Source organism: Celeribacter ethanolicus, assembly GCF_002407265.1.
Classification (GTDB): Bacteria; Pseudomonadota; Alphaproteobacteria; order Rhodobacterales; family Rhodobacteraceae; genus Celeribacter; species Celeribacter ethanolicus.
On sequence record NZ_CP022196.1, the window covers coordinates 292,721 to 319,188 of the forward strand.

The 26,468-nt window shown below is 60.9% G+C and carries 25 protein-coding genes; 14 read left to right on the top strand and 11 right to left on the bottom strand.

The features are described from left to right. Positions 1 to 53 precede the first annotated feature (53 nt). The 5 genes from CEW89_RS01325 to CEW89_RS01345 form a co-directional block, all read right to left on the bottom strand. Positions 54 to 1,037: an OmpA family protein gene (locus CEW89_RS01325; protein ID WP_096804618.1), complete on the bottom strand. Its 984-nt coding sequence runs from the start codon at positions 1,035 to 1,037 to the stop codon at positions 54 to 56. Between the two features lie 134 nt (positions 1,038 to 1,171). Further along, on the bottom strand, positions 1,172 to 1,648 hold the full coding sequence (locus CEW89_RS01330) for a YbjN domain-containing protein (RefSeq protein ID WP_096804619.1): 477 nt from the start codon (positions 1,646 to 1,648) through the stop codon (positions 1,172 to 1,174). A gap of 175 nt (positions 1,649 to 1,823) precedes the next feature. Beyond that, positions 1,824 to 2,861: a zinc-dependent alcohol dehydrogenase family protein gene (locus CEW89_RS01335; RefSeq protein ID WP_066706411.1), complete on the bottom strand. Its 1,038-nt coding sequence runs from the start codon at positions 2,859 to 2,861 to the stop codon at positions 1,824 to 1,826. A 364-nt stretch (positions 2,862 to 3,225) separates the two neighbouring features. Beyond that, positions 3,226 to 4,500 (bottom strand): hypothetical protein, encoded by a 1,275-nt coding sequence (locus tag CEW89_RS01340; protein ID WP_096804620.1) that lies wholly within the window; start codon positions 4,498 to 4,500, stop codon positions 3,226 to 3,228. 276 nt (positions 4,501 to 4,776) lie between these two features. Beyond that, positions 4,777 to 5,787, bottom strand: coding sequence for a helix-turn-helix domain-containing protein (locus CEW89_RS01345; RefSeq protein ID WP_096804621.1), 1,011 nt, complete (start codon positions 5,785 to 5,787; stop codon positions 4,777 to 4,779). Positions 5,788 to 6,153: 366 nt separating this feature from the next. Here CEW89_RS01345 and CEW89_RS01350 point away from each other — a divergent pair, with 366 nt between their 5' ends. From CEW89_RS01350 to CEW89_RS01375, 6 genes are all read left to right on the top strand, one after another. After that, positions 6,154 to 8,034 (top strand): PhoX family protein, encoded by a 1,881-nt coding sequence (locus CEW89_RS01350; RefSeq protein WP_096804622.1) that lies wholly within the window; start codon positions 6,154 to 6,156, stop codon positions 8,032 to 8,034. Between the two features lie 158 nt (positions 8,035 to 8,192). Next, a complete protein-coding gene (locus CEW89_RS01355; protein ID WP_096804623.1) occupies positions 8,193 to 8,816 on the top strand; it encodes a hypothetical protein in 624 nt (207 codons plus the stop codon). A gap of 158 nt (positions 8,817 to 8,974) precedes the next feature. Next, positions 8,975 to 10,069: a TRAP transporter substrate-binding protein gene (locus CEW89_RS01360; protein ID WP_096804624.1), complete on the top strand. Its 1,095-nt coding sequence runs from the start codon at positions 8,975 to 8,977 to the stop codon at positions 10,067 to 10,069. A 156-nt stretch (positions 10,070 to 10,225) separates the two neighbouring features. Next, positions 10,226 to 10,519 carry an ArsR/SmtB family transcription factor gene (locus CEW89_RS01365; RefSeq protein ID WP_066701447.1) on the top strand — a complete coding sequence of 98 codons (294 nt, stop codon included), beginning with the start codon at positions 10,226 to 10,228 and terminating at the stop codon, positions 10,517 to 10,519. Beyond that, entirely contained in the window at positions 10,516 to 11,577 is a 1,062-nt protein-coding gene (locus CEW89_RS01370) for a permease (protein WP_096804625.1), read from the top strand. Before CEW89_RS01365 ends, CEW89_RS01370 begins: the two co-directional genes overlap by 4 nt. A 13-nt stretch (positions 11,578 to 11,590) precedes the next feature. Continuing rightward, the gene (locus CEW89_RS01375; RefSeq protein WP_096807091.1) at positions 11,591 to 11,827 is read left to right on the top strand and encodes a thioredoxin family protein; all 237 of its coding nucleotides are present in this window, start codon (positions 11,591 to 11,593) and stop codon (positions 11,825 to 11,827) included. Positions 11,828 to 11,960: 133 nt separating this feature from the next. On the opposite strand, the gene CEW89_RS01380 is transcribed toward CEW89_RS01375, so the two are convergent. Together CEW89_RS01380 and CEW89_RS01385 are read right to left on the bottom strand one after the other, a co-directional pair. Further along, entirely contained in the window at positions 11,961 to 12,608 is a 648-nt protein-coding gene (locus CEW89_RS01380; RefSeq protein ID WP_096804626.1) for a response regulator transcription factor, read from the bottom strand. Further along, positions 12,605 to 14,029: a cache domain-containing protein gene (locus CEW89_RS01385; protein ID WP_096804627.1), complete on the bottom strand. Its 1,425-nt coding sequence runs from the start codon at positions 14,027 to 14,029 to the stop codon at positions 12,605 to 12,607. Before CEW89_RS01385 ends, CEW89_RS01380 begins: the two co-directional genes overlap by 4 nt. A gap of 336 nt (positions 14,030 to 14,365) precedes the next feature. Here CEW89_RS01385 and CEW89_RS01390 point away from each other — a divergent pair, with 336 nt between their 5' ends. The 4 genes from CEW89_RS01390 (at position 14,366) to CEW89_RS01405 (ending at position 19,539) form a co-directional block, all read left to right on the top strand. Further along, positions 14,366 to 15,463: a TRAP transporter substrate-binding protein gene (locus CEW89_RS01390; protein ID WP_096804628.1), complete on the top strand. Its 1,098-nt coding sequence runs from the start codon at positions 14,366 to 14,368 to the stop codon at positions 15,461 to 15,463. A 175-nt stretch (positions 15,464 to 15,638) separates the two neighbouring features. Next, positions 15,639 to 16,568, top strand: coding sequence for a TRAP transporter small permease subunit (locus CEW89_RS01395; protein ID WP_066701458.1), 930 nt, complete (start codon positions 15,639 to 15,641; stop codon positions 16,566 to 16,568). A gap of 18 nt (positions 16,569 to 16,586) precedes the next feature. Continuing rightward, positions 16,587 to 18,941, top strand: coding sequence for a TRAP transporter large permease (locus tag CEW89_RS01400; protein ID WP_096804629.1), 2,355 nt, complete (start codon positions 16,587 to 16,589; stop codon positions 18,939 to 18,941). Positions 18,942 to 19,092: 151 nt separating this feature from the next. Next, positions 19,093 to 19,539, top strand: coding sequence for a hypothetical protein (locus tag CEW89_RS01405; protein ID WP_096804630.1), 447 nt, complete (start codon positions 19,093 to 19,095; stop codon positions 19,537 to 19,539). Positions 19,540 to 19,600: 61 nt separating this feature from the next. Here CEW89_RS01405 and CEW89_RS01410 read toward each other — a convergent pair whose 3' ends face one another. The 3 genes from CEW89_RS01410 to CEW89_RS01420 form a co-directional block, all read right to left on the bottom strand. Further along, on the bottom strand, positions 19,601 to 20,449 hold the full coding sequence (locus CEW89_RS01410) for an arginyltransferase (protein WP_096804631.1): 849 nt from the start codon (positions 20,447 to 20,449) through the stop codon (positions 19,601 to 19,603). Positions 20,450 to 20,610: 161 nt separating this feature from the next. Then, on the bottom strand, positions 20,611 to 21,069 hold the full coding sequence (locus CEW89_RS01415) for an RDD family protein (RefSeq protein WP_096804632.1): 459 nt from the start codon (positions 21,067 to 21,069) through the stop codon (positions 20,611 to 20,613). Between the two features lie 76 nt (positions 21,070 to 21,145). Continuing rightward, on the bottom strand, positions 21,146 to 21,661 hold the full coding sequence (locus tag CEW89_RS01420; RefSeq protein ID WP_096804633.1) for a DUF2852 domain-containing protein: 516 nt from the start codon (positions 21,659 to 21,661) through the stop codon (positions 21,146 to 21,148). 245 nt (positions 21,662 to 21,906) lie between these two features. Between CEW89_RS01420 and CEW89_RS01425 the strand changes: the two genes are divergently transcribed. Further along, a complete protein-coding gene (locus CEW89_RS01425) occupies positions 21,907 to 22,365 on the top strand; it encodes a GFA family protein (RefSeq protein WP_096804634.1) in 459 nt (152 codons plus the stop codon). A 2-nt stretch (positions 22,366 to 22,367) separates the two neighbouring features. Here the strand turns inward: CEW89_RS01425 and CEW89_RS01430 are convergent, their stop codons facing one another. Next, positions 22,368 to 22,838 carry a YbaK/EbsC family protein gene (locus CEW89_RS01430; protein ID WP_066701471.1) on the bottom strand — a complete coding sequence of 157 codons (471 nt, stop codon included), beginning with the start codon at positions 22,836 to 22,838 and terminating at the stop codon, positions 22,368 to 22,370. Positions 22,839 to 22,927: 89 nt separating this feature from the next. On the opposite strand from CEW89_RS01430, the gene CEW89_RS01435 reads away from it, so the two are divergent. The 3 genes from CEW89_RS01435 to CEW89_RS01445 all read left to right on the top strand — a co-directional run bounded on the left by CEW89_RS01435 (position 22,928) and on the right by CEW89_RS01445 (position 26,461). Then, a complete protein-coding gene (locus CEW89_RS01435; protein WP_096804635.1) occupies positions 22,928 to 25,708 on the top strand; it encodes a bifunctional [glutamate--ammonia ligase]-adenylyl-L-tyrosine phosphorylase/[glutamate--ammonia-ligase] adenylyltransferase in 2,781 nt (926 codons plus the stop codon). Between the two features lie 21 nt (positions 25,709 to 25,729). Beyond that, entirely contained in the window at positions 25,730 to 26,035 is a 306-nt protein-coding gene (locus CEW89_RS01440) for a hypothetical protein (protein WP_066701475.1), read from the top strand. Between the two features lie 168 nt (positions 26,036 to 26,203). Next, positions 26,204 to 26,461: a protein tyrosine phosphatase family protein gene (locus CEW89_RS01445; RefSeq protein WP_157779721.1), complete on the top strand. Its 258-nt coding sequence runs from the start codon at positions 26,204 to 26,206 to the stop codon at positions 26,459 to 26,461. Positions 26,462 to 26,468: the final 7 nt, after the last annotated feature.

Consider the following 26,468-nt stretch of genomic DNA (forward strand, 5'->3'; position numbering starts at 1 on the left):
CCTATTTTGCCTCCGCCCCGGGGCTCCAGACCCGCCGGGGCGAAGGCGACGTTTCAGTCCTGCACGACCAGTTCCACGCGCCGGTTCTTGGCGCGGCCTGCCTCGCTTGTATTGCTGGTGACCGGAGCGACGGGACCGACGCCGTAAGGGGTCAGACGTTCTCCCGCGATGCCGTACTGCGCGGTCAGGGATGTGGTGACCGCCCTGGCGCGCGCCTCGCTCAGGTCACGGTTGTAGCTCAACGTACCTTTGCTGTCGGTGTGGCCGACGACATAGAAGCTCTTGTCGGGATGTGCATTGAGATAGCGCGCAATGACATCGAGCGCCGGTGCCGAAGCGGCGGTCAGCGTCGCCTTGTCGAAGTCAAAGAACAGTCCGTCGAGCACCACATGCCCGTCCTTTTCGATGTCGTCCGTCAGGCCCTCGAGGTTGATGCTGATCCGTTCGTCATTCAACTCCTCGGTCTGGCTGATGTCGAGCACGATGCTGGCCGGGAAATTCATCGCCGTGTGCTGCGCCACCAAAAGCGAGATGATATAGGTGCCGTCCTCGGCCTCTCCGGTGCCGGACCAGTAGTAGTAGCTGTGCCGATCGCCATGCCGGTTTGGAGCGCCGAGATAGGGATTTTGCCCATGACGTTGCGGATCGCCATACCAGTAGAGTTGGCGTACGAAGCGGTCGCCACATTCGGCGTCGGATTTGCAGGTGAACACCGGCTCGAACCCGGCGTTGTCAAAGGCTTTCTCGAAGTTGCGGAAGATCGCCAGCGCCGACAGAGAGCTGTCTTGTGCGCGGTAGGTCAAGGTGGTCGATTTGCCTTCGAAGCGCTCCACCGGCGGAAGCTCCTGGCCCGGTCTGATCGGACCGGTTGCAATCATGAATTCCTGAAAATCGGCAGTATGATAGCCAACGATGTCCGTGCCGGGCATGCGGGAGATCAGCGGGTGATCCGCGGCACCTTTGATGTCGTTCTGGGCCACGAGGGGCTGGGCGAGGCAAAGACAAAGCGCGGTGGCGCTGCAAATACGTTTCAACATGAAATGTCCTTGTGGGAGTGGAAAGTGCCGCCGACTGTCACAGACATGACAAAGGCCATCATCCGGCCTGGAGGCCGTTGTGAAGCGGGCGGGCGTCGGGTGCGTGGCGAGCTGCCGACGCACCTGGCGATGTTTTATTCGAAATGCTCTTCCGCCTGCTCCAGGATCACCCGCCACCAGTCGAACGTGTCGTCCAGAGCCTCGCGGGTGATGCCGCCCTTGAAGGCAAAGGAATAGTTGATCTCCAGATCGCCGTCGCCATCGACCGAGGCTTTGCCGAAGCGATAGCCGTTGTTGTAATCGTTGATCGTCCCGGCGTCGGTCGAATAATCCGCGCCGTCGAAATAGGCCACGAAGGTGCCGTTGTTGCAGTCCCTATGATTCTCGCAGCCGTAGAAATACAGCGTGTAGGGCACGCCGCTGATCCGGCCACGGAACATCGGGTCGTCCTCGCCATCCGTGTCGCGTTCGACCGAACCGAAGCCGCTGAGAAGCTCTTCGAACGTGTCGAGATCGTCGAAAGTGAGGACGGAGGTCTCCGCCCAAGCGGGCAGGGCGGTGAGGGTCATGAGGGCGCCGAAAGTGGCGGAGAGAGCTGTGGAACGCAGCATGTCGGGTCCTTTCCGTTGCGGGGCCGGGCCCCGGTCATCCGTGTTGCGGCGAGTGTGACCGCTCCGATGTCCCGGGGGCAAGGGGTAAAGACAGGTAAATTTTCCCAATTGGATTAAAATAAAAACCGCCGGAGCCTTGCGGTTCCGGCGGTTCTGTTTTGCGTGTCGCTGTGGATCAGGCGGTGAGGATGATCTTCATCGCCTTCTCGCGTGCCGCATTGCCGAAGATTTCATAGGCGTCCATGATCTCGTCGAGCTTGAGCCGATGGGTCACAAGCTTCGCCGGATCGACCTTGCCCGAACCGAGTGTCTTGAGCAGCATCGGCGTGGTGTTGGTGCTCACCAGACCCATGGAGATGTTGATGTTCTTGATCCAGAGCTCCTCGATATGCAGCTCCACGGGTTTGCCATGCACGCCGACGTTGGCGATCGAGCCGCCGGCGGAGACGATCTTCTGACAGGTGTCGAAGGTGGCGGGCACGCCCACCGCCTCGATCGCCACATCGACGCCGAGACCCCCGGTCATCTTCATGATTTCCTCGACCACATCGACCGAGCCGACCTGAAGCGTATCGGTCGCACCGAATTGTTTGGCAAGCTCAAGCCGCGCCGGGTCCATGTCGATCATGATAAGCTTGCCCGGCGAATAGAATTGCGCGGTCAGAAGCACGGACATGCCCACAGGCCCCGCGCCGACGATGGCCACGGTGTCGCCCGGTTTCACGCGACCGTATTGCACACCGATCTCAAGCCCCGTCGGCATGATGTCGGAAAGCATCACCAGCGCCTCCTCATCGGCCCCTTCCGGGATCGGGTAGAGCGAGTTGTCGCCATGTGGGATACGCACGTATTCGGCCTGGGTGCCGTCGATCAGGTGGCCGAGAATCCAGCCGCCGTCATCGCAATGGGCATAGAGCTGACGCTTGCAATTGGCGCATTTGCCACAGGAGGTGACGCAGGAGATCAGCACCGGATCGCCCGGTTTGAAATTGGCGACAGCATCGCCCACGGCCTCGACGATGCCCACACCTTCGTGGCCCAGCGTCCGGCCCGGGGTGACGGCGGGCACATCGCCCTTGAGAATGTGCAAATCGGTGCCGCAGATCGTGGTCTTGGTGACCTTGACGATCACGTCGGTGGGTTTCTCGATGCCGGGTTTGTCTTTTTCGATCCAGTCCTTTTGACCGGGACCCTGATAGACGAGCGCTTTCATCGCGTGTCTCCTCCTGAAACTTGTGTTTTTGGGTGAGGCGAGGGTGGGCCTCGCGTCATGACCGAAACCTAATGATCCCGAAGAGAGAGGGTAGACCGCCGCATACCGAAGCCCGATCCGGAGCGGAAATTCCGGTTCGAAACCGGAAACAAACCACGCCGCAGCGCCGCATTCGGGGTTGTAGAATGTGTGATGTTATATCATTTTATGCGTTTGTATCGATACAGATACGACAGGCTTGTTTCGTATGTATATAGCTCGTCTTTTACCCAAATCGTGCACTGGGCGTTGAAAGGCCGCTATGCGGACAAAACGCCATTTCGCGGCCGCTGCACCAATGGCCGCTTTGGACAGCTTGCAATAGCTAAACAGAACTTAAGACCGAACTCGAACGCACTAGAGCATTTTGCGCGACAAACTGCATCAGCTCGGTGTATGCCCACATATCTTCTTCTGCGGCAGAAAACGGAAGTATCATTTCTGATTGAGGACTATCAAAGCCATTCTTTGTGTGCACAATTCGGCATCGGATATCATAGAGAAGCTCAGCGATATCAGGTCGGTGATCGTGATCTTTTCGTGTGAAGTTTACGGTTTTGTCCGTAATGCCCTTTTGTTTCTTTCCTAATATTTCTGAGATTTCTTCGTTCTCTTCGAAGAACTGCTTTACGTCGTCCGAAGACAGAACTTCCAGCACCGTCACCTTCATCTGCTCGCGCTCGCTAGAGCCGACACGTCCACTGCCTGAAATTGTTGTGACTAGCTTGGTGAGGTCGGATTCTCTATCCACTCTAAAGCTTGGGTGCTTCAGAATTTTTCGAGCGCTTCTTACTGCTTCGAGCTTGGCAAAGTTTGGAAAGTAGTATTCTACTACTTGATAATAAGCTAAAAATTGCAAGAGCGGCATTCCGCGAGCACTCTTTGCATACCAATACAACGAGATTGGTGCCTTATCATACTCGAAAGCAGGAAATTGAATGCTTGTCGGGTCGTCCGCATTGAAGCCTCTGCGCCTAAGCGGGCGGCGCCTTCGCAGCATCTTGCGAAGCGCCAAGGCCACTCCCCTTTCAGTGTCTAACTGGAAGAAAAGTGAGTTGGATAACGTTTCCAGAGCGTTAAGAGCTGAAGCGTACTTTCGTTCGCCCCCAAGAGATATCTTCAAACTTATTGGCGAGCGGCTTCTCGGACGCGAAACTAGAGCGCGAATTTCTTCTGTACATCTGGATATCTCCACTGAAACTCCGTCTAGCTGTTCAGCGCGCAGTGCAAATTCATTTGCCTCTTCGGTTCCGTCGTCTTCATCGCTCATTGAAGTCTGAGGAAAACCCAGCCGCCTTTCCAACATTGAAATGCCATATGGCTCTCTTGCCGTAATGAGAGCTTCAATCTCCCCTTTTTTCAGGTCCACAATTGCCTCGTAGTCGCCCAAAAATGAAAAGCGCTCAAATTCAATCGAAAGCAGTAGCTTTGCGGCCTCTTTGGAATAAACACCTATGCGACGACCCTCTTTTCCTGCAGGAAAAACGATATAAGAATAGAAGCTTACGTCATCTTGGTACTGAATTTCGCGCGTTTCAGTTTCAAGTCCAGCTTCCTTTGCTCTTTTGATGACCTCAGCGGTTTCGTCAAAAATATCCATCGGCCCTTCAATCTGTCAGAACTATCGATTTGAACGCAGCGCGGATGTACCGAGCAGTTTCTCATTGGTTGTAGTGTCCGAACTGGCAAGAAGCAAAGGAATAGCTTGACCGGTCGAGCAAGAGGCAGTTGGGCTGACCCGAACTCAATTTCTTCAACGACGAGTGCCTTGAGCTGCCGTTCAAGCAAAGCGCAGCATTCTACACTTTGGGCTCAAACCGGACCTTTGCCGCATATCGCATAAACTTCGGTTTCGAACGTCAGGAAGCCTTAACCCTCAATGCCGCCCCCGCCGCAAAGTCTGTGCCGGGCTTTCACCGAACCTTTCCCGGTAGCGGGCGGTCATCGCGCCGAGGTTCACATAACCGCGGGCCCGGGCGATCGCGGTGACGGTCTCGCCGGGTCGCGCGGCGCGCAAGGCTGCGTGCAGCGCATCGAGACGGGCGGCACTCAGGAATTCATGCGGGGTGAGACCGCGGAACCGCCGGAAGCCCTCCGACAGGCTGCGTGCGGTGATGCCGAGCCGGGCGGCGATTTCGGTGATCGTCGGCGCGTCCTCGGCGCTTTGCCGCATCAGCCGCTCCGCCTCGCGCACGTAATGCGGCGCGGCAGCCCGCGCGCCGGTTTCAAGGTTCAGCCCCGATGCCTGCGCCCAGTTGCGCAACAACTCGAGACAGATCATCTCCTCGATCCGCCGCTCGGTCAGCGGATCGCCGATCCGGTCATGTCGTGCATCGAGCGAGCGCGTCGCATAGTCCAAAAGCGACAGCCAGGCCGACTGCCCCGCGCCGAAAATCAGCCGTTTCTTCCAAAGATCGTCCTCCGGCACAAAGCCGTACCACCGCGCGGCGGTCTCCTCCATCAGCTTGTGCGGGATCGTCAGATTGAGTTGCAGGTCGTCGCCGTCGGCGAGGTTCCAGTACTGCGTGCGGCTGCAATCCACCACGTAGCTGTCGCCCGGTCGCGTGTCGATGGCATCATTGCCGCCGACCGGGTGACGCACCGAGCCGCGCAGCGTGTTGACCACGATGATATTGCCGCTGTCCGGATCGAAATCGTCGGCCCGCGTCGGTGTGCCGAAACAGAACCGGCTGAAGGTGATCCGCCCGATGTCCAGCATGCGGATGGTGGCGTTCGGGTCCATGCCGGCAGTCAGCGGATGGGTCGAGAGCGGCATATAGGCGCGATGGCAGAAATCGTTCACCACCGACCATTCGCGGGTTGCGGTCAGCGTGTCGCGCAGCAAGGGGGTGCCGCTCCCGTCCTGCAACAGGGCCGTTTCCAACATCTCGGATCCTCCCAATCCTCTGGCCTTCGCGCCTCTCTGGCTTTCACGTCTGCCCTCCGTGACAGGATCGCGGGCCGGTGTTGTGACGCTGTGGTTCAGGGAGCATGCCCCATGCCGGGGCGCTCCGGCAAGAGGGCGCGAAGGCTGTTGATACATATGTGAGCGAAACCGTGCAGGGGCAGGGGCGTCCTGCCGGGTGCACAACTGACGTGGGGACAGTCGGCGGGAGGCCCCGGTTTCACGGAGCTGTCACATCGGTGTCACGGAACTGTTGCGCGCGCTTGGCACCTGATGCGCCAGAAGACCTGCCCCCCGCACATGGGCTGCGTCATCGATTCTCAAGCAACGCACTCAATGGAGCGAGACATGAAAGATCAGGATATCGTCGACCTGTCGTGGGACGATTTTGACGAGATGCGCGACCCGCGCCCGAACACCAACGGTTTCGACGCGGTCGTCGAACGTGCAATTTCCCGCCGTGGCTTCCTCGGCGGCGCTCTGGCCTTCGGCTCCGGCGCGCTCGCCATGGGCGCAGGGCTGATGTCCTCCACCACCGCCGCGCGTGCGGAAGGCGCAGGCTTTGCCTTCAAGCCGATCCCGATCGGCACCGATTTCGACGTCCACGTGCCGGAAGGTTACCAGTGGAAGGTCCTCGTGCGCTGGGGCGATGCGCTGTTCTCCGAAGCTCAGGGCGCCTATTCGCCCGAGACCGGTGTGCCGGTTGCGATGTCCGACAAGGTGTTTGGCGAGAACACCGACGGCATGGAGACCTTCACCGACGGCGACAAAACCGTGCTCGCGATCAACTCCGAATATGTGAACCCGAAAATCAACCTGCCCGCCGACTCCGAAGGCATGCCGAAAAATGCCGACGAAGTGACGCTGCTGAAGAACATGCAGGGCGTGACCGTCGTGGAAGTCGCCGACAATGGCAACGGCTACGAGGTTGTCGTCGACAGCCCCTACAACCGCCGCATCACCCATGAAACCCAGATGACCATGGACGGCCCGGCCGCCGGTTCCGATCTCGTCAAAACCAATGCCGATCCGGAAGGCATGTCGCCCAAAGGCACGATGAACAACTGTGGTTCCGGCAAGACCCTCTGGGGCACCTACCTGACCTGTGAAGAGAACTTCAACGGTTACTTCGGCGCCACCGGCGAATTCACCGAAACCGAAGGCCTCAAGCGCTACGGCATCGGCGGCGAAGGCCGCTACGCCTACGAGAAATTCGATGCGCGTTACGACCTCTCGAAAGAGCCGAACGAGCCGAACCGTCACGGCTGGGTCACCGAGATCAACCCGCTCGATCCGACCTCGACCCCGGTGAAACACACCGCTCTGGGCCGTTTCAAGCACGAGAACGCCGAAATGGTGCAGGCCGCCGATGGTCGTGTCGTGGTCTACATGGGTGACGACGAGCGTGGCGAATTCATGTATAAATTCGTCTCCAACGGCACCTGGACCGAAGGTGGCTCGACCGAAGGCCTGCTGTCCGACGGCACGCTTTACGTGGCCAAGTTCAACGACGACCTGACCGGCGAGTGGCTGGCTCTGACGCCGGAAACCACTGGCATGTCGATGGAAGAAATCCTCGTGTTTTCCCGTGAAGCAGGCTCCAAAGTCGGCGCGACCACCATGGACCGCCCGGAATGGATCGCCGCCAACCCGCTCAAGTGCGAAGCCTATTGCGCGCTCACCAACAACAAGAACCGCGGTGTGAAAACCAACGCGGGCGGTGACGAGCAACCGGCGATGGGGCCGAACCCGCGTGAGGTCAACAACTTCGGCCAGATCGTGCGCTGGCGCCCGGAAGGCGAAGATCACGGCTCCGAAAAATTCGGCTGGGATCTCTACGTCATGGCCGGTAACCCGACCGTCTACGACAACGCTTACGGCGGCTCCGAGAACGTCAACGAAGGCAACATGTTCAACTCCCCGGACGGTATGGCCTTCTCGTCTGACGGCTTCCTCTGGATCCAGACCGACGGCGAAGACAGCAACGAAGGCGAGTTCGCCGGTCAGGGCAACAACCAGATGCTGATCGGCAACACAGAAACCGGCGAGATCGCCCGCTTCCTCACCGCGCCGAACGGCGCCGAGGTCACGGGCCTCACCTGGTCTGCGGATAAGAAAGTCGCTTTTGTCGGCATCCAGCACCCGGGCGGCTCCTGGCCGGACGGCAACGGCAAACCGCGCTCCTCGGTGATCGCCGTGTGGCGTGAGGATGGCGCGCTGATCGGCTAAGCCGGGCAGGGGATTTCGTCCTAAGATTTTATCAGGCGAGGGGTGCGGTGAAAGCCGCGCCCCTTATTTTTGGGAAGGAGGGAAAAGACACGATTCATGTATTATCATTCGGTGTTTGCACTTAACTAATCGAAGTAGATGAATTTAGGATTTCTAAAATGACAGAAAATTTGAGCACCAAAATTGCAGGTAATCGGACCGTGGGGGACTGGAAAGCGCAAAGAGATCAACTTTCGCAAGGCGCGACTGTAGAGCTATGGGAGGAAACCTATGTAAAATTTCTGAAAACGCGTTTGTACACTAGATATTTAGGTCCAATTGATTGGTTGAAAGATCAGACGAATGGTGAAGGATTTACGATTGTCTCAATTCAATGCGCGCTCATCGAATTCCTTGCGGCACTTAAGGTAGGCAAAAATTATCGTTTTCCCCAAAACGGCGAGCAACTTTCCGCACACGAATATTCGAAGAGTAAGGAATTGTTCTGCGACTTTCTTTCATCGAGTGAGCCGTTTAAAGAATGGTTTGTCAGTGAAGATGTTGCTGTGGATTTTTACGCCAATGTACGCTGTGGCTTGCTACATGAAGCGCGTACAAAAGGTGGCTGGAAGATCAAAGCATCAGGCGATGTTGCGATAGACTATGACAAAAAGGTCGTTTACCGAAAGCAATTGGATGACGCCATTCGTGAGTACCTTTGTAACTATAAAGAGAAACTCAAATCTGACCCCGATCTGCAAGCTGCTTTCATCCGAAAGTTTAACCACCTCTGTGATCTCTAAGCCCCCTCCGCAATAAACCATCCCCCCCTCTGCACCTCCGCGCAACATTCGCGCAAAATGTCGCGCATTCCCCTCTTCAATCTTCCGCAGCCCCTCTCTATGGTGCGCGCGATTTGGCGCGGGGCTCCCCCTCGCGCGCCTTTTGGAGGACACAACCCATGGATCGCCGCTCTTTTCTGAAAACTTCCGCTCTGGGCGGGTCTGCCGCCGCCGCCTCGACGCTGGCCGCGCCGATGTATGCGCAGGGTAACCGTACGCTCACCATGGTCTGTTCCTGGCCGCGTGGCCTTGCGGGGGTGTGGGACGCCGTCGAGCGTTTCGCCGACAGCGTTCAGACCATGTCCGACGGTCAGCTCACCATCGAGGCGCGGGCGGCAGGCGAGCTGGTCGGCGGTCTTGAGGTGTTCGACGCCGTGACCTCCGGTCAGGCCGACATCTACCACTCCGCCGAGTACTATTTCACCGGGCAGCACCCGGCCATGGCCTTCTTCACCACCTCGCCCTTCGGCATGACCGCGCCCGAGATGATGGTGTGGTATTACGGCATGGGCGGTCTGCAACTGCACCGCAACCTTGGCGAAATCTTCGGCTTGCACACCAACATCGGCGGCCAGACCGGCGCGCAAGGTGGTGGCTGGTACCGCAAGGAAATCACCTCGGTGGCCGATTTCCAGGGCCTGAAACTGCGTATGCCGGGCTTCGGCGGCGAAGTGGTCGGCAAGCTGGGCGCCTCCGTGCAGGTGATGCCGGCGGGTGACATTTATCAGGCACTCTCCTCCGGCGCTCTGGACGGCACCGAATGGGTCGGTCCGTGGTCCGACGAACGTCTCGGCCTGCAAGAGGTCTGTGACTATTTCTACCCGGCGGGCTTCCACGAGCCGGGCTCGGCGCTGTCCGTCAACACCAACCTCGAGGTGTTCCAGTCCCTGACGCCCGCGCAACAGCGGATCATCGACAACGCTGCCGCCGAGTGCAACCAGTTCGACTATTCGCTGTTCCTCGCCAACAACGGCCCGGCGCTGCAACGTCTGATCGCCGGTGGCACCCAGATCAAGCAATTCCCGGACGACGTCTGGGAGGCCTTCGGTCGCGCCTCGAAAGAGGTTCTCGACCAGTACATGGACGACGATCTCTTCGTGGAAATCCGTAAATCCGTCGAGGATTCGATGAGGGCCACCTCCGCCTGGATGGGCCAGTCCGACAGCTTCTACACCGCACAGCGCAACCGCGTTCTGGCGATGATCGAAGAGTGATCCGGGCCACAGCCTGAGAGTTTCTGGACGCGCGGGGGACATCTCCCGCGCGTTTTCTTTTTGCACATCCACTCGGAGACCCGGTTGGACAACCTGTCGCATGGCGATGCGCGGCAAACTGGTTTATGCGTTTATGCGCATAAGGAGATTTCCGCCATGTTGCCTATCCTGTCCGCCCTCTCTGAACCCACCCGGTTCGATGCCATGCGCCTTCTCTATGACGGCAACGAGCATTGCGTTTGTGAGCTGATGCGGGTCATCGGCGCGACGCAAAGCCGGATGTCGCGGCATATGCAGGTGTTGAAACAGGCCGGGCTCGTCACCGACCGGCGCGATGCGCAATGGGTGCGCTACAGTCTGAACCCCGATCTCTCCGAAGACATTCGCGCCGTGCTCGACGCCGTGTTCCGGGCCGAGGACGCATTGAGCCAGCAAAGGAGTGCCGCATGAGCACGATCCAAACTCACCCCTCCCATCCCGTGCGCCCGGATTGGCTCTGGCATCTGGGCGTCGCGGCTTTTGTCGTGTGTTGGTGGCTGATCTATCACCGGCTGCAACCGCTGGCCGACTGGCTCACCGCGCAGCTCCCGGTCGAACGCCACAGCCACACGGGCGAGGCCATCGCCTTTTTCCTCTATGACGTGCCGAAAGTGATGATGCTCCTGACGCTCATCGTCTTTGCCATGGGCGTCGTGCGCAGTTTCTTCTCGCCCGAGAAAACCCGCGCGCTCCTCTCCGGCAAACGCGAGGGCGTCGGCAATGTGCTTTCCGCCGGTCTCGGCGTCTTGACGCCCTTCTGTTCCTGCTCCGCCGTGCCGCTGTTCATCGGTTTCGTTTCGGCGGGCGTGCCTCTGGGCGTCACCTTTTCCTTCCTGATCGCCGCCCCCATGGTCAACGAGGTGGCGCTGGTCCTGCTGTTCGGCCTCGTCGGCTGGCAGGTGGCGGCAACCTATCTGGCCTTCGGTCTCGGCATCGCCGTGGTTGCGGGCTTCGTCATCGGCAAGCTCAATCTCGAAGGCTGGTTGCAGGACTGGGTGCGCGACATCCATTCCGGGGCAGGGGCCGTTGACATGCCAGAGGGTGAGCGCCTGACCATGGTCGACCGCTACCGGCTTGGCATCCAGGCCGTGAAAGAGATCTTCGGCAAGGTCTGGGTCTGGATTCTCCTCGGCATCGCCATGGGCGCGCTGATCCACGGCTATGTGCCCGAAGACCTGATGGTCCGTATCATGGGCGCGGATGCCTGGTGGTCTGTCCCCGCCGCCGTGGTGATGGGCATCCCCATGTACACCAACGCCGCGGGTGTGATCCCCATCGTCGAGGCACTTCTGGGCAAGGGCGCGGCGCTTGGTACGGTTCTGGCCTTCATGATGAGCGTGATCGCACTCTCGCTGCCCGAAATGATCATCCTCAAACAGGTGCTGACCTATCGTCTGATCGCCGTGTTCATCGGCGTCGTCGGCAGTGGCATTCTCGCCGTCGGCTTTCTGTTCAACCTGATCTTCTGAAAGGAGACATATGATGACAACCGTCAAAGTCTACGGCCCCGGCTGCAAACGCTGTGAAACCACCGCCGAAATGGTGCGCGAGGCCGCCGCAAAGCTTGGTCTCGAGGTCGAGGTGGAAAAAGTCACCGACCCGAAATCCATCGCCATGGCGGGCGTGATGTCCACCCCCGGCATTTCCATCGACGGCAAGCTGGTGCATGCGGGCGGCCTGCCGGACAAAACCAAGCTCGAAGGCTGGCTCTCGGCCTGATCCGGTTTCCGTGGGAAAATACTCCCGCCGGAGGCAAGCGCCCGATAAGGGCGCTCCAAATTGTGCCCGACAAAAGTCCGACACAAATCCGACGCTTTGCCGACAGCCAAAACCGGGGTTTTGGAACCGCTTTTTAAAACCGACCTGTCCCCTGCAATACCCCATGCTCCATCGCATAGCGCGTCAGGCCCGCGGTCGAGGAAATCCCCAGCTTGCGCTTGATGTTCTTGCGATGGGTCTCGACCGTGCGCACGGAGATATCCAGCGCGGCAGCCACGTCCTTGTTGGATTTGCCCTGCGCCAGTTCCAGAAGGATCGTCGTCTCCCGATCCGTCAGAGGCTCCCGCCCGTCGCGAATTTTCGTTGGTTTTATAGCGGCTTGCGCGCCGTCGCACAGGTATTTCTCGCCCCGCATCACCGCGTCGATGGCGTCTTTCACTGCCTCGGTCGGTACGTCCTTCAAGACATAGCCCTTGGCGCCGTGGCTGAGTGCCGCGCCGATATATTCCGGGCCGTCATGCATCGACAGGATGAGGATGCGCGTCTCCGGGCGGCGCTCCAAAAGCAGCTCCGTCGCCGTCAATCCGCCCATTTCGGGCATGTTGAGATCCATTAACACAACATCTGGTGCTAACGCCTCCACCCGATCCACCGCTTCCCGCCCATTGCACAGCGTTCCGACCACTTCGAGATCATCGAAGGTTTCCAGAAGCGCGCGGATGCCCTCGGCCACCATCGGGTGGTCGTCGACAATCAAAACGCGAGTCGGTGTCGTCGTCATCTGGCACTTCCTATTGGAGATGGCGGGCGACCGGAGGTCGCGGGCGGAAGGATATGCTTCAACGGTACGGTTGCGTCAATGGCGGTGCCGGGGTGCAGCGGTGTGATGGTCAGGCGCCCGTCGAGCTGCTCCATGCGCTCCGCCATGTTTCGAAGCCCCAGTCCCCGCCCGCGTTTGCCCACATCCAAGGGGTCGAAGCCCCGACCGTTGTCGCAAATCAGAAGCGTCGCGCCCGTGCGGTGCCCCGCGAGTTTCATTGTGACTTCTGTGGCTTGCGCGTGGCGCTCAATGTTGGTCAGCGCTTCCTGCGCGATGCGGAACAGGGCAATCCGCGCCTCCTCGTCGAGCCGGTTGCGAAACACCACGGTCTCCAGCTCGGTCCTGATGCCGGTGCGCGCCTCGAACTCTTCCGTCAGCGATTTGAGCGCCGGGCCAAGCCCCAGATCGTCGAGAATGCCGGGGCGCAGGTCGCGCGAGATGCGCCGCACCTCACCGATCGCGCCGCCCAGCATCTCGACGCCCCGGTCAAGGCTCGCAGGCGCTTTCGGATCGCCCGCGTTGAGCTGCCGCCGTGCGAGTTCCAAAGCATAGCGCACCCCGACCAGGATCTGGCTGATCCCGTCATGCAACTCGCGCGCCACCCGTCCGCGTTCCTCCTCCTGCGTGTCGAAAATCCGTTGGGTGAGTTTCTTCAATTTGCCGTCCGCCAGCCGCCGTTCGCGAATGGTGATCGTCAGCCCGGACATGAACACCAGAAGCACCGCCGCCATGGTGATCGCGCCGATATAGCCGAAGGTGCGGGTCACCCGCGTCTCCACCTCGGCGCGGGCTGCGGCGACGGAGCGCAGCACGTCGTCGATGAACACGCCGGTGCCGATCGCCCATTGCCAGTCCTGCAAGCCGATGACATAGCTCATCATTTGCGCGTCCTCGCCGGTCGAGGGCTTGGGCCAGAGATAGGAATGATAGCCGCCGCCCTGACGCGCCAGCCGGATCAGCTCATCGGTGATGGGCGTGCCGGCACTGTCGGTCATCCCGGCCCAGTTGCGGGTGATCAGCCTTGTGTCGCGCGGCGCCACGAGGTTGGTGCCGTCATAGGTGTAGACAAAGAAATACCCGTCCGTGCCATAGGTCATCGCCGCGAGAATTTGCGTGACCCGCAGCTTGGCGTCTTCGTCATCGGGCGGCGCGGGGCTGTATTCCGTGGTGATCGAATTGCGCGCGAGTTGCAGGTAGTTCTGCAACTCCTGTCGCTTGGCGGAAAGAATCTGGTCCTCAAGCTCGGCGATTTCCCGTTCGGCCATGGTCCGCGACTGGTGTGCGACCACAAGCGCGATTGCCGCCACCGAGAGGATCAGCGGCAACGTGGCAAGCAGGAAGAGCTTGCGTGCATAGGTCAGTTCGGGGAGCAGCAAGGCGATGAGGCAGGTCCTTCGGTGATCTTCTGTTGGCCCGGTCGCAGGATAACGTGCCGGGGGAGGGCGTCAATTCCACGAATTTCTCTGCTGCGCGGCATGAAAATTACGAATTTACAGTGCTGGAAGTCACAAAAAATCCCTGACTGCGTAGTGTTGGGTATTTCAACACCGCCTCACCGCCGATAACGTTAACATCACGATTTGTTCGGTTTGTCCGTGAAGGACCCGCCATGTCCGGTTGCAAGCGCGCCTTTCGCGCCACTTGCCGGGAGGAAACATGCGCAGGGAAGGGCCGGACAGACTGCCATCGCCATAGACAATCTTGGGAGGACTTACTCTATGGACCGCCGTTCTTTTCTGAAAACCTCTGCTCTGGGGGGCGCAACCGCTGCGGCCGCATCGACGCTGGCCGCACCGATGTATGCGCAGGGCAAGCGCACGTTGACCATGGTCACCACCTGGCCGCGCGGTCTGGCGGGGGTTTGGGATTCCGTCGAACGTTTCGCCGCCAATGTCGACGCGCTGACCGATGGCCAACTCACCATCGACGCGAAAGCCGCAGGTGAACTCGTCGGAGGGCTCGAGGTGTTCGACGCCGTGACCGCCGGTCAGGCCGATATGTACCATGGCTGCGAATATTACTTCACCGGCCAACATCCGGCACTGGCCTATTTCACCACCGTGCCTTTCGGCATGACCGCGCCGGAGATGATGGTGTGGTACTATTCCATGGGCGGCATGGAGCTGCACCACAAGCTGGGCGAAATCTTCGGCCTCAAGGGCTTCATCGCTGGCCAGACCGGCGGGCAGGGTGGCGGCTGGTTCCGCAAGGAGATCAAATCGCCCTCCGATTTTCAGGGCCTCAAGTTCCGCATGCCGGGTCTCGGCGGCGAGACCGTGTCGAAGCTTGGCGCCTCCGTGCAGGTGCTGCCGGGCGGTGAGATCTATCAGGCGCTGTCCTCCGGCGCGCTCGACGGCACCGAATGGATCGGCCCGTGGTCTGATGAGAAGCTCGGCCTGCAAGAGGTCTGTGACTTCTACTATCCGGCGGGCTTCCACGAACCGGGCGCGGCGCTTTGCGTGACCACGAACCTCGAAGTGTTCGAAAGCCTGAGCCCGATGCAGCAAAAGGTCATCGAACTGGCCACGGGCGAGTGTCACCAGCACAATTATGCGCTCTTCGTGGCCAACAACGGTCCGGCGCTGCAAAGGCTCATTCAGGGCGGTACCCAGCTCAAGGAATTCTCCGACGATGTCTGGACCGCCTTCGGCATGGCCGCCAAGGAAGTGCTCGATGGCTACATGGGCGACGAGATCTTTGCCGAGATCCGCACCCATTACGAGGCCTCCATGGCGGCGACCTCGGCCTGGATCGGGCGGTCGGACGGCAACTACACTCCGCAGCGCGACCGCGTGATGGCGGCAACCGCGGAGTAAGCCGTGAAAACGGGATAAAAAACGGGAAATGCGCGCGGTTTTCGCGCGCATTTTTGGCTCCGGGCGTTGCTCATCCGGGGCGAGGGGCGTAAAGCGGCCCGACAGATGTAAAATCACCGGAATAATATCACTGGGAACGGCTCCTCAACGCAGGAGCCGGGAAGGGAACAACAAGATGGAAGAACAGAGCGGCGGGTCGTTCCTCGGCGCCGTGGTGGACGGGATCGTGAGCCTTTTCGTCAACCTCGGGCTCGGGTTCTGGCACATCATCTACGCGATCAGCCACCCGAGCCTCTGGCTCGACTGGTCGGACAAGGAAAGCCTTTTGCGCTTCGTCTATTACGGCGGGTCGAAAGAGCTTTTGTTCGTGTTTTTCGATGTGGTGATCGTGATCACCCTCGTGGGTTTTTTCTATCGGCCGTTCCTCTGGGCGCTGGTGCGTGGGCTTGAGAAAATCGCCAACACCACGGGCCGGATCGCGGCCTGGGCCGGTCTACTGATGGTGCTGCAACAGATCATGGTCGTTTTCCTGCAATCGGTGTTCCGTCAAGGCGAGATCACGATTTCCCCCTTCGGTGGCGGGTTTACCCAATCGGTCGGCTGGTTCGCCGAGAGCCTCAAGTTTGAGAATGCCCTCGTGGTCGCGCTCTGTGTCTCCTACGCCTTCGTGCAGGGGTCCCATGTGCGGGTCGATCTGGTCTATGCGGGCGTCAAGCACCGCACCAAACGCGCCATCGACATGTTCGGCTCGCTGTTCTTCATGCTGCCGGTGGCTTTGCTGACCTGGATGTACGCCTGGTTCTTCCTCTGGCGGCACCTGATCACACCGAAGGTCTCGGCCTCCGATGCGCTCGACCGGATGCTGATGAAGGCCCGGATCGTGAAATGGAACGTCGAGACGATCTCCTTCTCCGCGAATGGGTTCAACGGCTATTTCCTTTTCAAGATCCTGATGTTGTGCTTCCTCGCTCTGGTGATCCTTCAGGCGCTCGCGTTCTTCTACCGCTCCTTCCTCGAATTCGTGGAGGGCGAGGAGAGCGCCGGGAAATATCGTGACCAGGACAGCCTCGGCGAAGGCGAAGAAGCCTACGAAGGCGCACTCTGAGAATAAGGCGGATCAGATATGTTTTTCGGACTTGATGGCGTAGAAATCGGCCTCATCATCGTATTCCTCTGCCTGTTCGGCGGTATCCTCACCGGCTTCCCGGTGGCCTTTGCCATCGGTGGTGCGGGGCTCATGTCCTTCGGGATCATCGCAGCCTTGGACAGCGCGGGCATCCTCGTCCATGAGGCGCTCGACACCGGCTCGCAGGCCTACCGCGATCTGGTGAACGGAGGCGTGAACCCCAATATGATCTCGCATTTCCGATACCCGGATTTGCCAACGGTCTCGGAATCCCTGTTCCCCGGCGGCTGGGAGCAGGCGGTGGATCGCAACCTGTCCTTTATCGTCAACCGGATGAACGAACGCGTCTTCGCGGGCGCCTCCATCGAGACGCTGCTCGCCGTTCTGATGTTCGTGATGATGGGGATCGTTTTGGAACGCTCCAAGATCGCCAACGATCTCCTGACCACCATGGCCCGTGTCTTTGGTCCGCTTCCGGGCGGTCTGGCGGTTTCCGTGGTGATCGTGGGCGCGTTCCTCGCGGCCTCCACCGGCATCGTGGGCGCGACCGTGGTGACCATGGGCCTTTTGTCCCTGCCGACCATGCTGCGCCACGGCTATTCGCCGCAGCTCGCCACCGGCGTCATCGCCGCCTCCGGCACCTTGGGCCAGATCATTCCGCCCTCCATCGTCATCGTGCTTCTGGGCACGCTTGCGGGGGACATCTATTCCGCCGCTCAGGAAGCCCGCGCGCAGGCGGTCGGTTGTTCCGATGCGCTGACCTATCTTGGCGAGCCTGCCGTGGTCTCCGTCGGCACGCTGTTCCAGGCCGCGATGCTGCCGGGCGTGTTCCTTGCCGGTCTTTATGCGCTCTATGCCTTCGGTTTTGCCATGTTCAACCCGCATAAGGCGCCGCCGGTGCATCTCGAACACACGAACCACGAGACCATGACCCGTCGCGACGGGCTTTTGTGGATGGTGGCCGTGCCGGTGCTGCTGATCGGGGGCGCGGTGTTCTCCGGCCAGTTCGGCCTCTCCGGTTCGCAGAACATTCATGTCGCCGAATTCACCGAGGCGGGCGCAACCGCGTCTCTGCGCACCAACGTGTCGGCGCAATGTGAGGCGGCGATGATCGAGCTGCATGGCCAGAGCGCATGGGACAAGGCCGTGGCCGAGCAGGCCGCGATCGAAGCCTCGGGCGGGGCGCAGCAATCGGTGCAGCGCACGCCGGAGCAGATCGAACAGCTTACCGTCGAGGCCATCGCCAATGCGCCGAAGCTCGGCACCGGTCTTCTGACCGTGATGGTGATGCTGGCGATCACGCTGGCCTTCGGGCGCGGTGTGGCGCCGCTCGCGAACCCGGCGCCGCTTTTGATCGGCGCGGGCGGGATCGTCGCCGTGCTGCTGCTCGACGCGCTCCTCGTTGGGCCGCAGACCTCTTCGGGTACCGCCTTCGCGATCTACTTCATTCCGTTCATTGCGCTGGCCTACGGGCTCAAGGACGCGGCGAAGCATCTGTCGAAGAACGAGTTGTTCCGCGTGGTCTTCCCGCCGCTGGTGCTGATCGTCGCCGTGCTCGGCTCGATCCTCGGCGGTGTGACCAACCCGACGCCAGCGGCCGGTCTTGGGGCCGGGGGGGCGCTTTTGCTCGCCGCCTATCGCAAGCTCGCCGATCACAAGAAGCCGGGCAAGATAATCCTCGGGGCGGCCTTTGCCATCGTCGTGATGCTTTTGATTGGCGGCAACTTCGACCTGCGTCTGGGCCGGGGCAATGTGCCGTTTGAGGATTGGGCCGCCTATCTCGTCGCACTCGGCGCCTATTACTACGCGATGTTCGGCATTCTCTATGCTTGCTGGGTGCTGTTCTCCGACGGCACTCTGGGCATCGTGGTGCGTGAAACGGCCAAGGTCACGTCGATGGTCTTCACCATCCTGATCGGTTCGCAATTGCTGAACCTCGTGGTGATCTCCTTCGGCGGCGAGCATTACATCCAGAGCTTCCTGCGCAGCTTCGACAACGAGTTCACGGTGTTCCTGCTGGTGATGCTGGTGCTCTTCGTGCTGGGCTTCGTGCTCGATTTCCTCGAGATCATCTACATCGTCGTGCCCATCGTCGGTCCGGTGATCTACGGCGGGACGATGGATCCGAAATGGGTGACGATCATGATCGCGGTGAACCTCCAGACCTCCTTCCTGACCCCGCCCTTCGGATTCGCGCTGTTCTACCTGCGCGGTGTGGCGCCGGCGTCGGTCACCACCGGGCATATCTACAAGGGCATCATCCCCTTCGTGCTCATTCAGGTGCTGGGCCTCGGGATCCTCTGGACTTTCCCGGACATCGTCACCATCGTGCCGAACCTTTTGTCGAAATAGGCAAACCGCTCAGAAAACAGACCCGGAAAAAGACAAAGCCTCGCCTCTTCGGCGGGGCTTTTCTTATGGGCAAAAGAATCCCTTGCGTTGTGACTAATGTCTTATAAAAAGACTAGGGTATTTAATCGCAGCCCCGCAAAGGAGCCCGAACATGTCTTTCCAGTCTGCCCGTGCCATCGACCAATTGAGTGAAGACGCCCGCGATGGGGCGCAACCGGTGGGGAAACTGTCGCAGCTCAACGAGCAGGGGCGTATGGTTGTCACCCTGTTTCGCGGTTCGAACGCGTTGCGAGAGGGCAGTGACATGGGCCGGATCTTCGATCAGATGATGCTGGTGTTCCAGCGCCACGCCCGGCGGCCTCTGGTGCATCACGGCATGAGCTGCGATTGCCTCGGTGCGGATGAGGCGGTGCTGGCGCAATTTGTGTGCCTCGCCGCTCGCGGCAAACGCGAGGATGCCTGTCTCATGGCCATGCTTCTGGTCCGCGCCGATGTCGCCCCGCTGGCGGTGTCGCTGGCCGAGCAACTGGGCCTGTTGATCGACGCCACGCTCCGGACCGACCCGCGCGCGATGATGGGGACGGTGAAGGTGCATTGAGGCTTCCGCCAAACGGCAAATAACAAAGCGCGGCTCCGAGGGCCGCGCTTTTGTTTGGGCGTTACACCTCCGGCTTAGTCGCCCGTGTGCCCTGCATATCCGGCAGGTCAATCTTCGCCACCTGCTGGGCAATCGGCTCGCTTTCCAGAGGATGCGTGTCGGAAGAGAACTCGTCGGGATCTTTCAGGTCGATCCATTGCCCGCCCTGATAGACCTCAAGCGCGGAGAACCGCGCCTTGTAGCCCATTTTCGGCGAACCCGGCACCCAATAGCCGAGGTAGACATAGGGCAGGCCGGCCTCGCGGGCGATCTCGATATGGTCGAGGATCACATAGGTGCCAAGGCTGTCCTTGATCAGATCGGGTTTGTAAAACGAATAGACCATCGACAACCCGTCATCCAAAAGGTCCGTCAGACAGGTCGCAGCCAGCTCGCGCGGCTGCCCGGCGGCGTTGGGGATGTAATATTCGATGACGCGGGTGCGGATCGGGGTTTCCTCGATCATCGCGGCGAACTCGAACACATCCATATCCGCCATGCCGCCGTCGGCGTGGCGCGTCTCTAAATACTCGCGGAACAGCTCATATTGCGCCTCGGTCGCCCAAGGCGAGGTGGCGGCACGTTTGAGGTAATTGTTCTTGTTGATCGCCCGGCGCTGGGATTTCGAGGGCTTGAAATCGGTCACCCTGATGCGCGCCGACATGCAGGCGTTGCAATCCGCGCAGGTGGGACGATAGAGCACGTTTTGCGAGCGGCGGAAGCCCTGTTTCGACAGGCTGTCGTTGAGTTGCTCGGCATGCTCCCCTTGCAGCGACGTGAAGAGTTTCCGCTCCATCCGGCCGTCGAGATAGGGGCAGGGCTGGGGCGCGGTCACGTAGAACTGCGGCGCAAGGGGGAGGGAGTGACGCATGAGGTGGACTTACGAGGAATTTCCAAAGGACGCGTAAACGGTTCAGGAAAAAGGTAGCAATTCCGTTTCATTTCGCAAGCCTTGGGTGTGCTTTTCTTTGAAAACGCGACAAAGGGCGCAAAGCTGCGCCCTTTTTGACCTTTCGGACCGGAAATTCGGGGTCAGTAGTCCGAGGGACGGTTGATCGCGGCGGAGCCGAGGATCAGATCGGAAAGCCCCTGTTTGCGCGCCGTGGTGAGCATCAGGACGACGGAGACCACCTGCGGCAGGCCCATCGAGCACCAGACGCTGAAGAGCGTGGTGTGCAGGAAGGCCATGCCAAGGTCGAACCGCGTGCCGGAACGGTCGCGAAACTCGATCCCCATGAGGCGCATCCCCCAGGTCGCCGAGCTGTTCGCAATCGTGATCACCCGGTAGACATAGCCGACCACGGCCACGAGGAAGGGGAAAAAGAACAGGCCGGTGAAGGCGGTGAAGGGCACGATCAGCGCGGCGATCACCACGCTGACGATCAGGTCGACGACAAAGGCCAGCGCGCGTTTCGTGGGCAGGCTGTCGTAAAAGCCGGGCTGGCGATCGGGGTCCGGCAGACCCCAGTGGTCATCTTGATAAGCACTCATACTCTGCATTCTCGTTGCTCGCTTCGGGGGAGGCAAGCCCGTTTCGGGCTTGCTCTGTGAAGGATCGGGTGGACGATCAGGCGTCTGCCTTGTCGGTGTTCGCGTCTGCGTCCTCATCCTTGTTGGCGGCGGCACGGTCTTCGGCGGTACGGCGGCTGCGGTCGTCCATGAACTGGTCGAACTCGGCCTTGTCCTTGGCGGCGCGCAGACGTTCGAGGAAGTTCTCGAACTGGTCCTGTTCCTCTTCGAGCCGTTTCAGGGTTTCTTCCTTGTAGGCGTCGAAGGCGGTGTTGCCCGAGGAGCGCATCGCGGCATGCATGGTCCGGAACCGCTCATGGCGGTTCTCACGGAAGGCGCGCGGGCCACAGCCACGGCCAAAGGGCGATTGCGGGCGGGATTTGCAGGAAAACATGCGTTTGCTCCAGATCATGTAGAAGAGAAGGGCGAGGCCGACCGGCCAGACGAAGATGAAACCGAGGACCATGGTCGCGATCCAGGCGCCTTTGCCTTTGTCGTCGAGCCAGGCCTCTGCCCGGCGAAACCAGCTCGTGGCGGTCTCTGCGGGGGTGTATGTGGAGGCGACTTGGGTCATGTCATCTTTCTTTCGGTGTGTGTCGTGGGTTTCAGTGGATGTGAATGTCTTTCACATTGCAAAGATGGGGAGGTCAGGGCTGTCCCGCAAGGGGTGATGTGAATGTTTTTTACATTATTTTGAAATTATGTTTTTTATCAGTTTCTTAAGGCGTTCTGGACGCATGTAAGACGGTGCGCATGTGAGACCGGTTCTGGTCATATCTGTTGCCATCATGCATGCTGGGGCGCATGAGGAGGGCCGACATGATGTTGCAGAAAACCGGACGATGCCGCTGCGGGGCGGTGACTTTAACTGTTTCCGCAGTTCCCGTGATGACCGCCGCCTGTCATTGCGATGGCTGCAAGAAGATGAGTTCCTCGGCCTTTTCTCTGACTGCGATGATCCCGTCGGAGGGGCTTGAAGTGCAGGGTGAGGTGGTGAAAGGCGGGGTGCAGGGGCCGGAGCTCGATCACTTTTTCTGCCCGTCCTGCAAGGCATGGATGTTCACCCGGATCACCGGGTTCGAGGCGCTGACCAACATCCGTCCGACGCTGTTCGATACGGAAGACCCGGAGATTCAGGCGTGGTGTCGACCCTATATCGAGACTATGGTGGCCAAACGCCTGTCCTGGGTCACGACGCCCGCCGAACATGTGTTCGAGTCGATGCCGGATATGGCGGACTTTTCGGAATTGCTCAAAGGCTTCGCGGAACGGGGGTGACGTCAGGCGGTGAACTCCGCCACTGTCGCCCCGGAGATGCGCTGGAGATCGGCGGGCGCGATCTCGAAGATATGGCGCGGCGTGCCGGCTGCGGCCCAGACCGTCGCGAATGTACTCAGTTTCGGATCGAAATAGGCATGCGGTGGGGTGAGATGCCCGACTGGCGAGACGCCGCCAATGGCAAAGCCGGTGACCTTGCGCACCTCCTTGCCGTCGGCGCGTTCCAAAGCTTCTCCGGCCACGCTCGCGGCTTTCGCCAGATCCACCTGATCGCCCCCCGCCGTGATGAAGAGACAGATCGCGCCACTTTTCGTCCCTTTGAACACGATCGACTTGGCAATCTGGTCGACATCGCATCCGGCCTGATCGGCGGCCTCCTGTGCCGTGCGGGTCGAGCCGTGCATCTCGAGCACATGGATCGTGAGACCGGCGTCGGCCAGCGCCGTTTCGACACGTTTGAGACTTTTCGACATGGGGCCTCCTTTGTGCCTTTGAACCATGTCGTTTGGCCTTGCACAAGCCGCTGAAAAGGCGATGCTTTGGCGCAAGTGGAGGAGACATCATGACTTTCGAGACCCGGATCACCCGTAGCCCGCGCTCCTATGAGCCGGAGCGCGCCACGGAGGCACGCGCGGCCTTGCCCGACCTTCCGGGCGCCACGGCGGAGGTGATCGCGGGGGCGGCGGGGTCTGCGCCCTATCTGCACGGGCTGCTCCTCAAGGAAGCGGCTTGGCTGCCAGAGGCACTGGACGATCCTGAAGCGGCATTGGCGGCGGACATTTCCCGGATCGAGGCGCTGCCCTTCGACCAGATCGACACCGGGCTGCGCCAGGCCAAGCGTCGCGTGGCACTTCTGGCCGGTCTCTGCGATCTCGGTGGTGTCTGGACTCTGTCCGAGGTTACTGGCGCGTTGTCGCTTCTGGCCGACCGGGCGACCCATGTGGCGCTGCGGGCGCATGTGGCGCGCGAGATCCGCAAGGGCAAGATCCCGGGCCAGACCGAAGACGATATTGAGGCCTGCGGTGGCATGTTCGCGCTGGCCATGGGCAAGCACGGGGCGGGGGAGCTGAATTACTCCTCCGACATCGACCTGATTTGCCTGTTCGACGAGGAACGCTTCGAGGGCATCGACCGGATGGAGGCACGCGCGGGCTTCATCCGCGCGACGCGTCGCGCCATGGCGGCGCTGTCCGATCTGACCGCCGAGGGCTACGTGTTCCGCACCGATCTGCGGCTGCGCCCCGATCCATCGGTGACGCCGGTGTGTTTCGCCATGGAGGCCGCCGAACGCTATTACGAAAGCGTTGGGCGCACATGGGAGCGCGCGGCCTATATCAAGGCACGGGCCTGTGCGGGTGATCTGGACGCGGGGGGACGGTTTCTGAAGGGGATGATGCCGTTCGTCTGGCGCAAACACCTCGATTTCAACGCCATTCGCGAGACCCATGACATGCGGCTGAAAATCCGCGCACACAAGGGGCTGGGTGGCGCGTTGAAGCTCGAAGGCCACAACATGAAACTCGGCTTCGGCGGCATTCGCGAGATCGAATTCTTCGCTCAGACCCGCCAGCTCATCGCTGGTGGGCGGGACCCGGATCTGCGGCTCCGGGGCACGGTTCCGGCGCTCGCCATGCTCGCGCAGAAGGGCTGGGTCGAGGCGGACGTGGCCGATCAACTCAGTCGGGATTACGAGGCGCATCGCGAGGTCGAACACCGGCTCCAGATGCTGCGCGACCAGCAGACCCACAGCCTGCCGACCGCGCCCGAAGAATTCGACCGTCTGGCCGCGCTCATGGGCACCACGGTCGCGGCGATGCGCGCCGAGATCGCCGAGCGCTGCGAACGGGTCAATGCGCTGACCGAGGATTTCTTTGCCCCCGGCGAGGCCGCGCCGACGCCGGAGCTGTCGCCCGAACAGGCGGAGGTCACGGCGCGCTGGTCGACTTATCCCTGTCTGCGCACGGCGCGGGCACAGGAGATTTTCGAGCGGCTGAAACCCGAGCTTCTGACCCGCATCCAGCGGCTCGACAAGCCCGAGGAGGCGCTCAGTCATCTCGACGGATTCCTGCGCGGACTGCCGGCGGGAGTGCAGCTTTTCGCGCTGTTCGAGGCCAACCCGCAGCTTATCGACCTGATCCTCGACATCGTCTCTACGGCGCCGCATCTGGCGCGCTATCTCTCGCGCAACGCCCAGGTGCTCGATGCGGTGATCGGCGGGCGGTTCTTTGCGTCCTGGCCGGGGCGTGAGGGGCTGATTGCGCTTCTCGACACGCATCTCGAGGAGGCCGGGGATTATGAACGCCAGCTCGACACCTGTCGTCGCTGGGCCAAGGAATGGCATTTCCGCGTCGGAGTGCATCAGCTCCGCGATCTGATCACCGCCGATGAGGCCGGGGCGCAATATTGCGACATCGCCGCCGCTTGTGTTGCGGCGCTCTATCCTCAGGTCGTCGCCGAATTTGCCCGCAAACATGGCCCTCCGCCGGGCCGGGGCGCGATGGTGCTGGGCATGGGATCTCTGGGCGCGGGGCGGCTGACGGCGGCCTCCGATCTCGACATGATCGTGATCTACGATGCTGCGGGGGTGGATATGTCCGAGGGGCGCAAACCCTTGCAATCGCGCAGCTATTACGCCCGCCTGACGCAGGCGCTGATCACGGCCATGACCACCCAGACCGCCGAAGGGCGGCTCTATGAGGTGGACATGCGGCTCCGTCCCTCTGGCAAACAGGGCCCGGTTGCGACCTCGCTCGAGAGCTTCATGAGCTATCAGCGCGAAGAAGCCTGGGTCTGGGAGCATCTCGCACTCACCCGGGGGCGGGCGCTTGCGGGCGATCCCGAGCTGATGCGCGCGGTCGAGGATTTCCGCGCCGATCTCATTGCAGGCCCCCGGGACGAGGCCCGTATCCGGCAGGAGACGACCGAGATGCGCGCGCGTCTGGCGGAGGCCAAACCCGGCAGCGACTGGGACCCGAAAAACGGTCCCGGACGGATGATGGACATCGAGCTTCTGGCCGAAACGGCGGCGCTTCTCGCCGGCAGCGCGGAACAGGACATTTATGCCCAGCTCGGTGCCGGGCGGGCGGCGCAGTGGCTGACGGGGGACGAATATGCGCTTTTGGTCGAGACCTACCGGCTGATGTGGCGGCTGCAATCGGCGGCGCGGCTTCTGACCGGCGAGGCGCTCGATCCGGAGGCTGTGGGCGCGGGCGGGCGCGGCTTTCTCATGCGCTCCAACGGGGCGGTGAGCATGGCGGCTTTGTCCGAAGAGCTGAAATCGCGTGCCGCGGCATCCGCCATGGCGATCACGGCGGTGCTTGCGCGTCCCTTGCCGGGTGCGTAAGCCTGTCTCAGGAGGTGCCACATGGCGCAAAGACATCCTTACCCGAACCTGCCGGAGGTGGACCAGGCGCTCGATCCGGGCGGGCTGATCCGCGAATCCTACCGGATCGAGGGGCTGGGTCTGCCGGAGGCACGCTCGATCTTTCTCGACTGGGCGATCAAGACCGACCCGGAGCTTGCGCCGCAGATCGCGATCCGTCGGCTGCTGGCGCTTTATGCACCGTTGGGCGGGCCGGAGCATCCGATGACCGTGGTGCTGACCGAGGGATTGGGCAAGCTGAGCGGCCCGGGGGGGCGGCGCGGCGGCTCACGGGCACGCCGCGGCTGAGGGCATGGCGGAGCTGCCGGCGGAACCGTTCGATTTTTCGGGATTTGTCATGTTCTGGCAGAGTCTCGTTTAGCAGTCGTTTACCCGTTGGGCCTATACTGTGGGAAAAATGCATTTTTTACGCACAGTCCAGAGGTGACCTCCATGAGGATCAAACGATTAAACGGCATGTTCACAGTCGCCACTCAGGTGGATCTGGCCAAGATCGGCAAGATTGCCGAGACCGGGTACAAGGCCATCGTCTGCAATCGCCCGGATGGCGAGGGGGCGGATCAGCCCGGTTTCGAGGAAATGTCGAAAATCGCCCGCGATCTCGGGCTGCGCACCGTTTATACTCCGATTGCCCTGACCGGGGCGACGGAAAAGGATCATGCCGCCTTCGCCCGTGTGCTCGAGGACATGCCGAAACCCATTCTCGCTTATTGACGCTCTG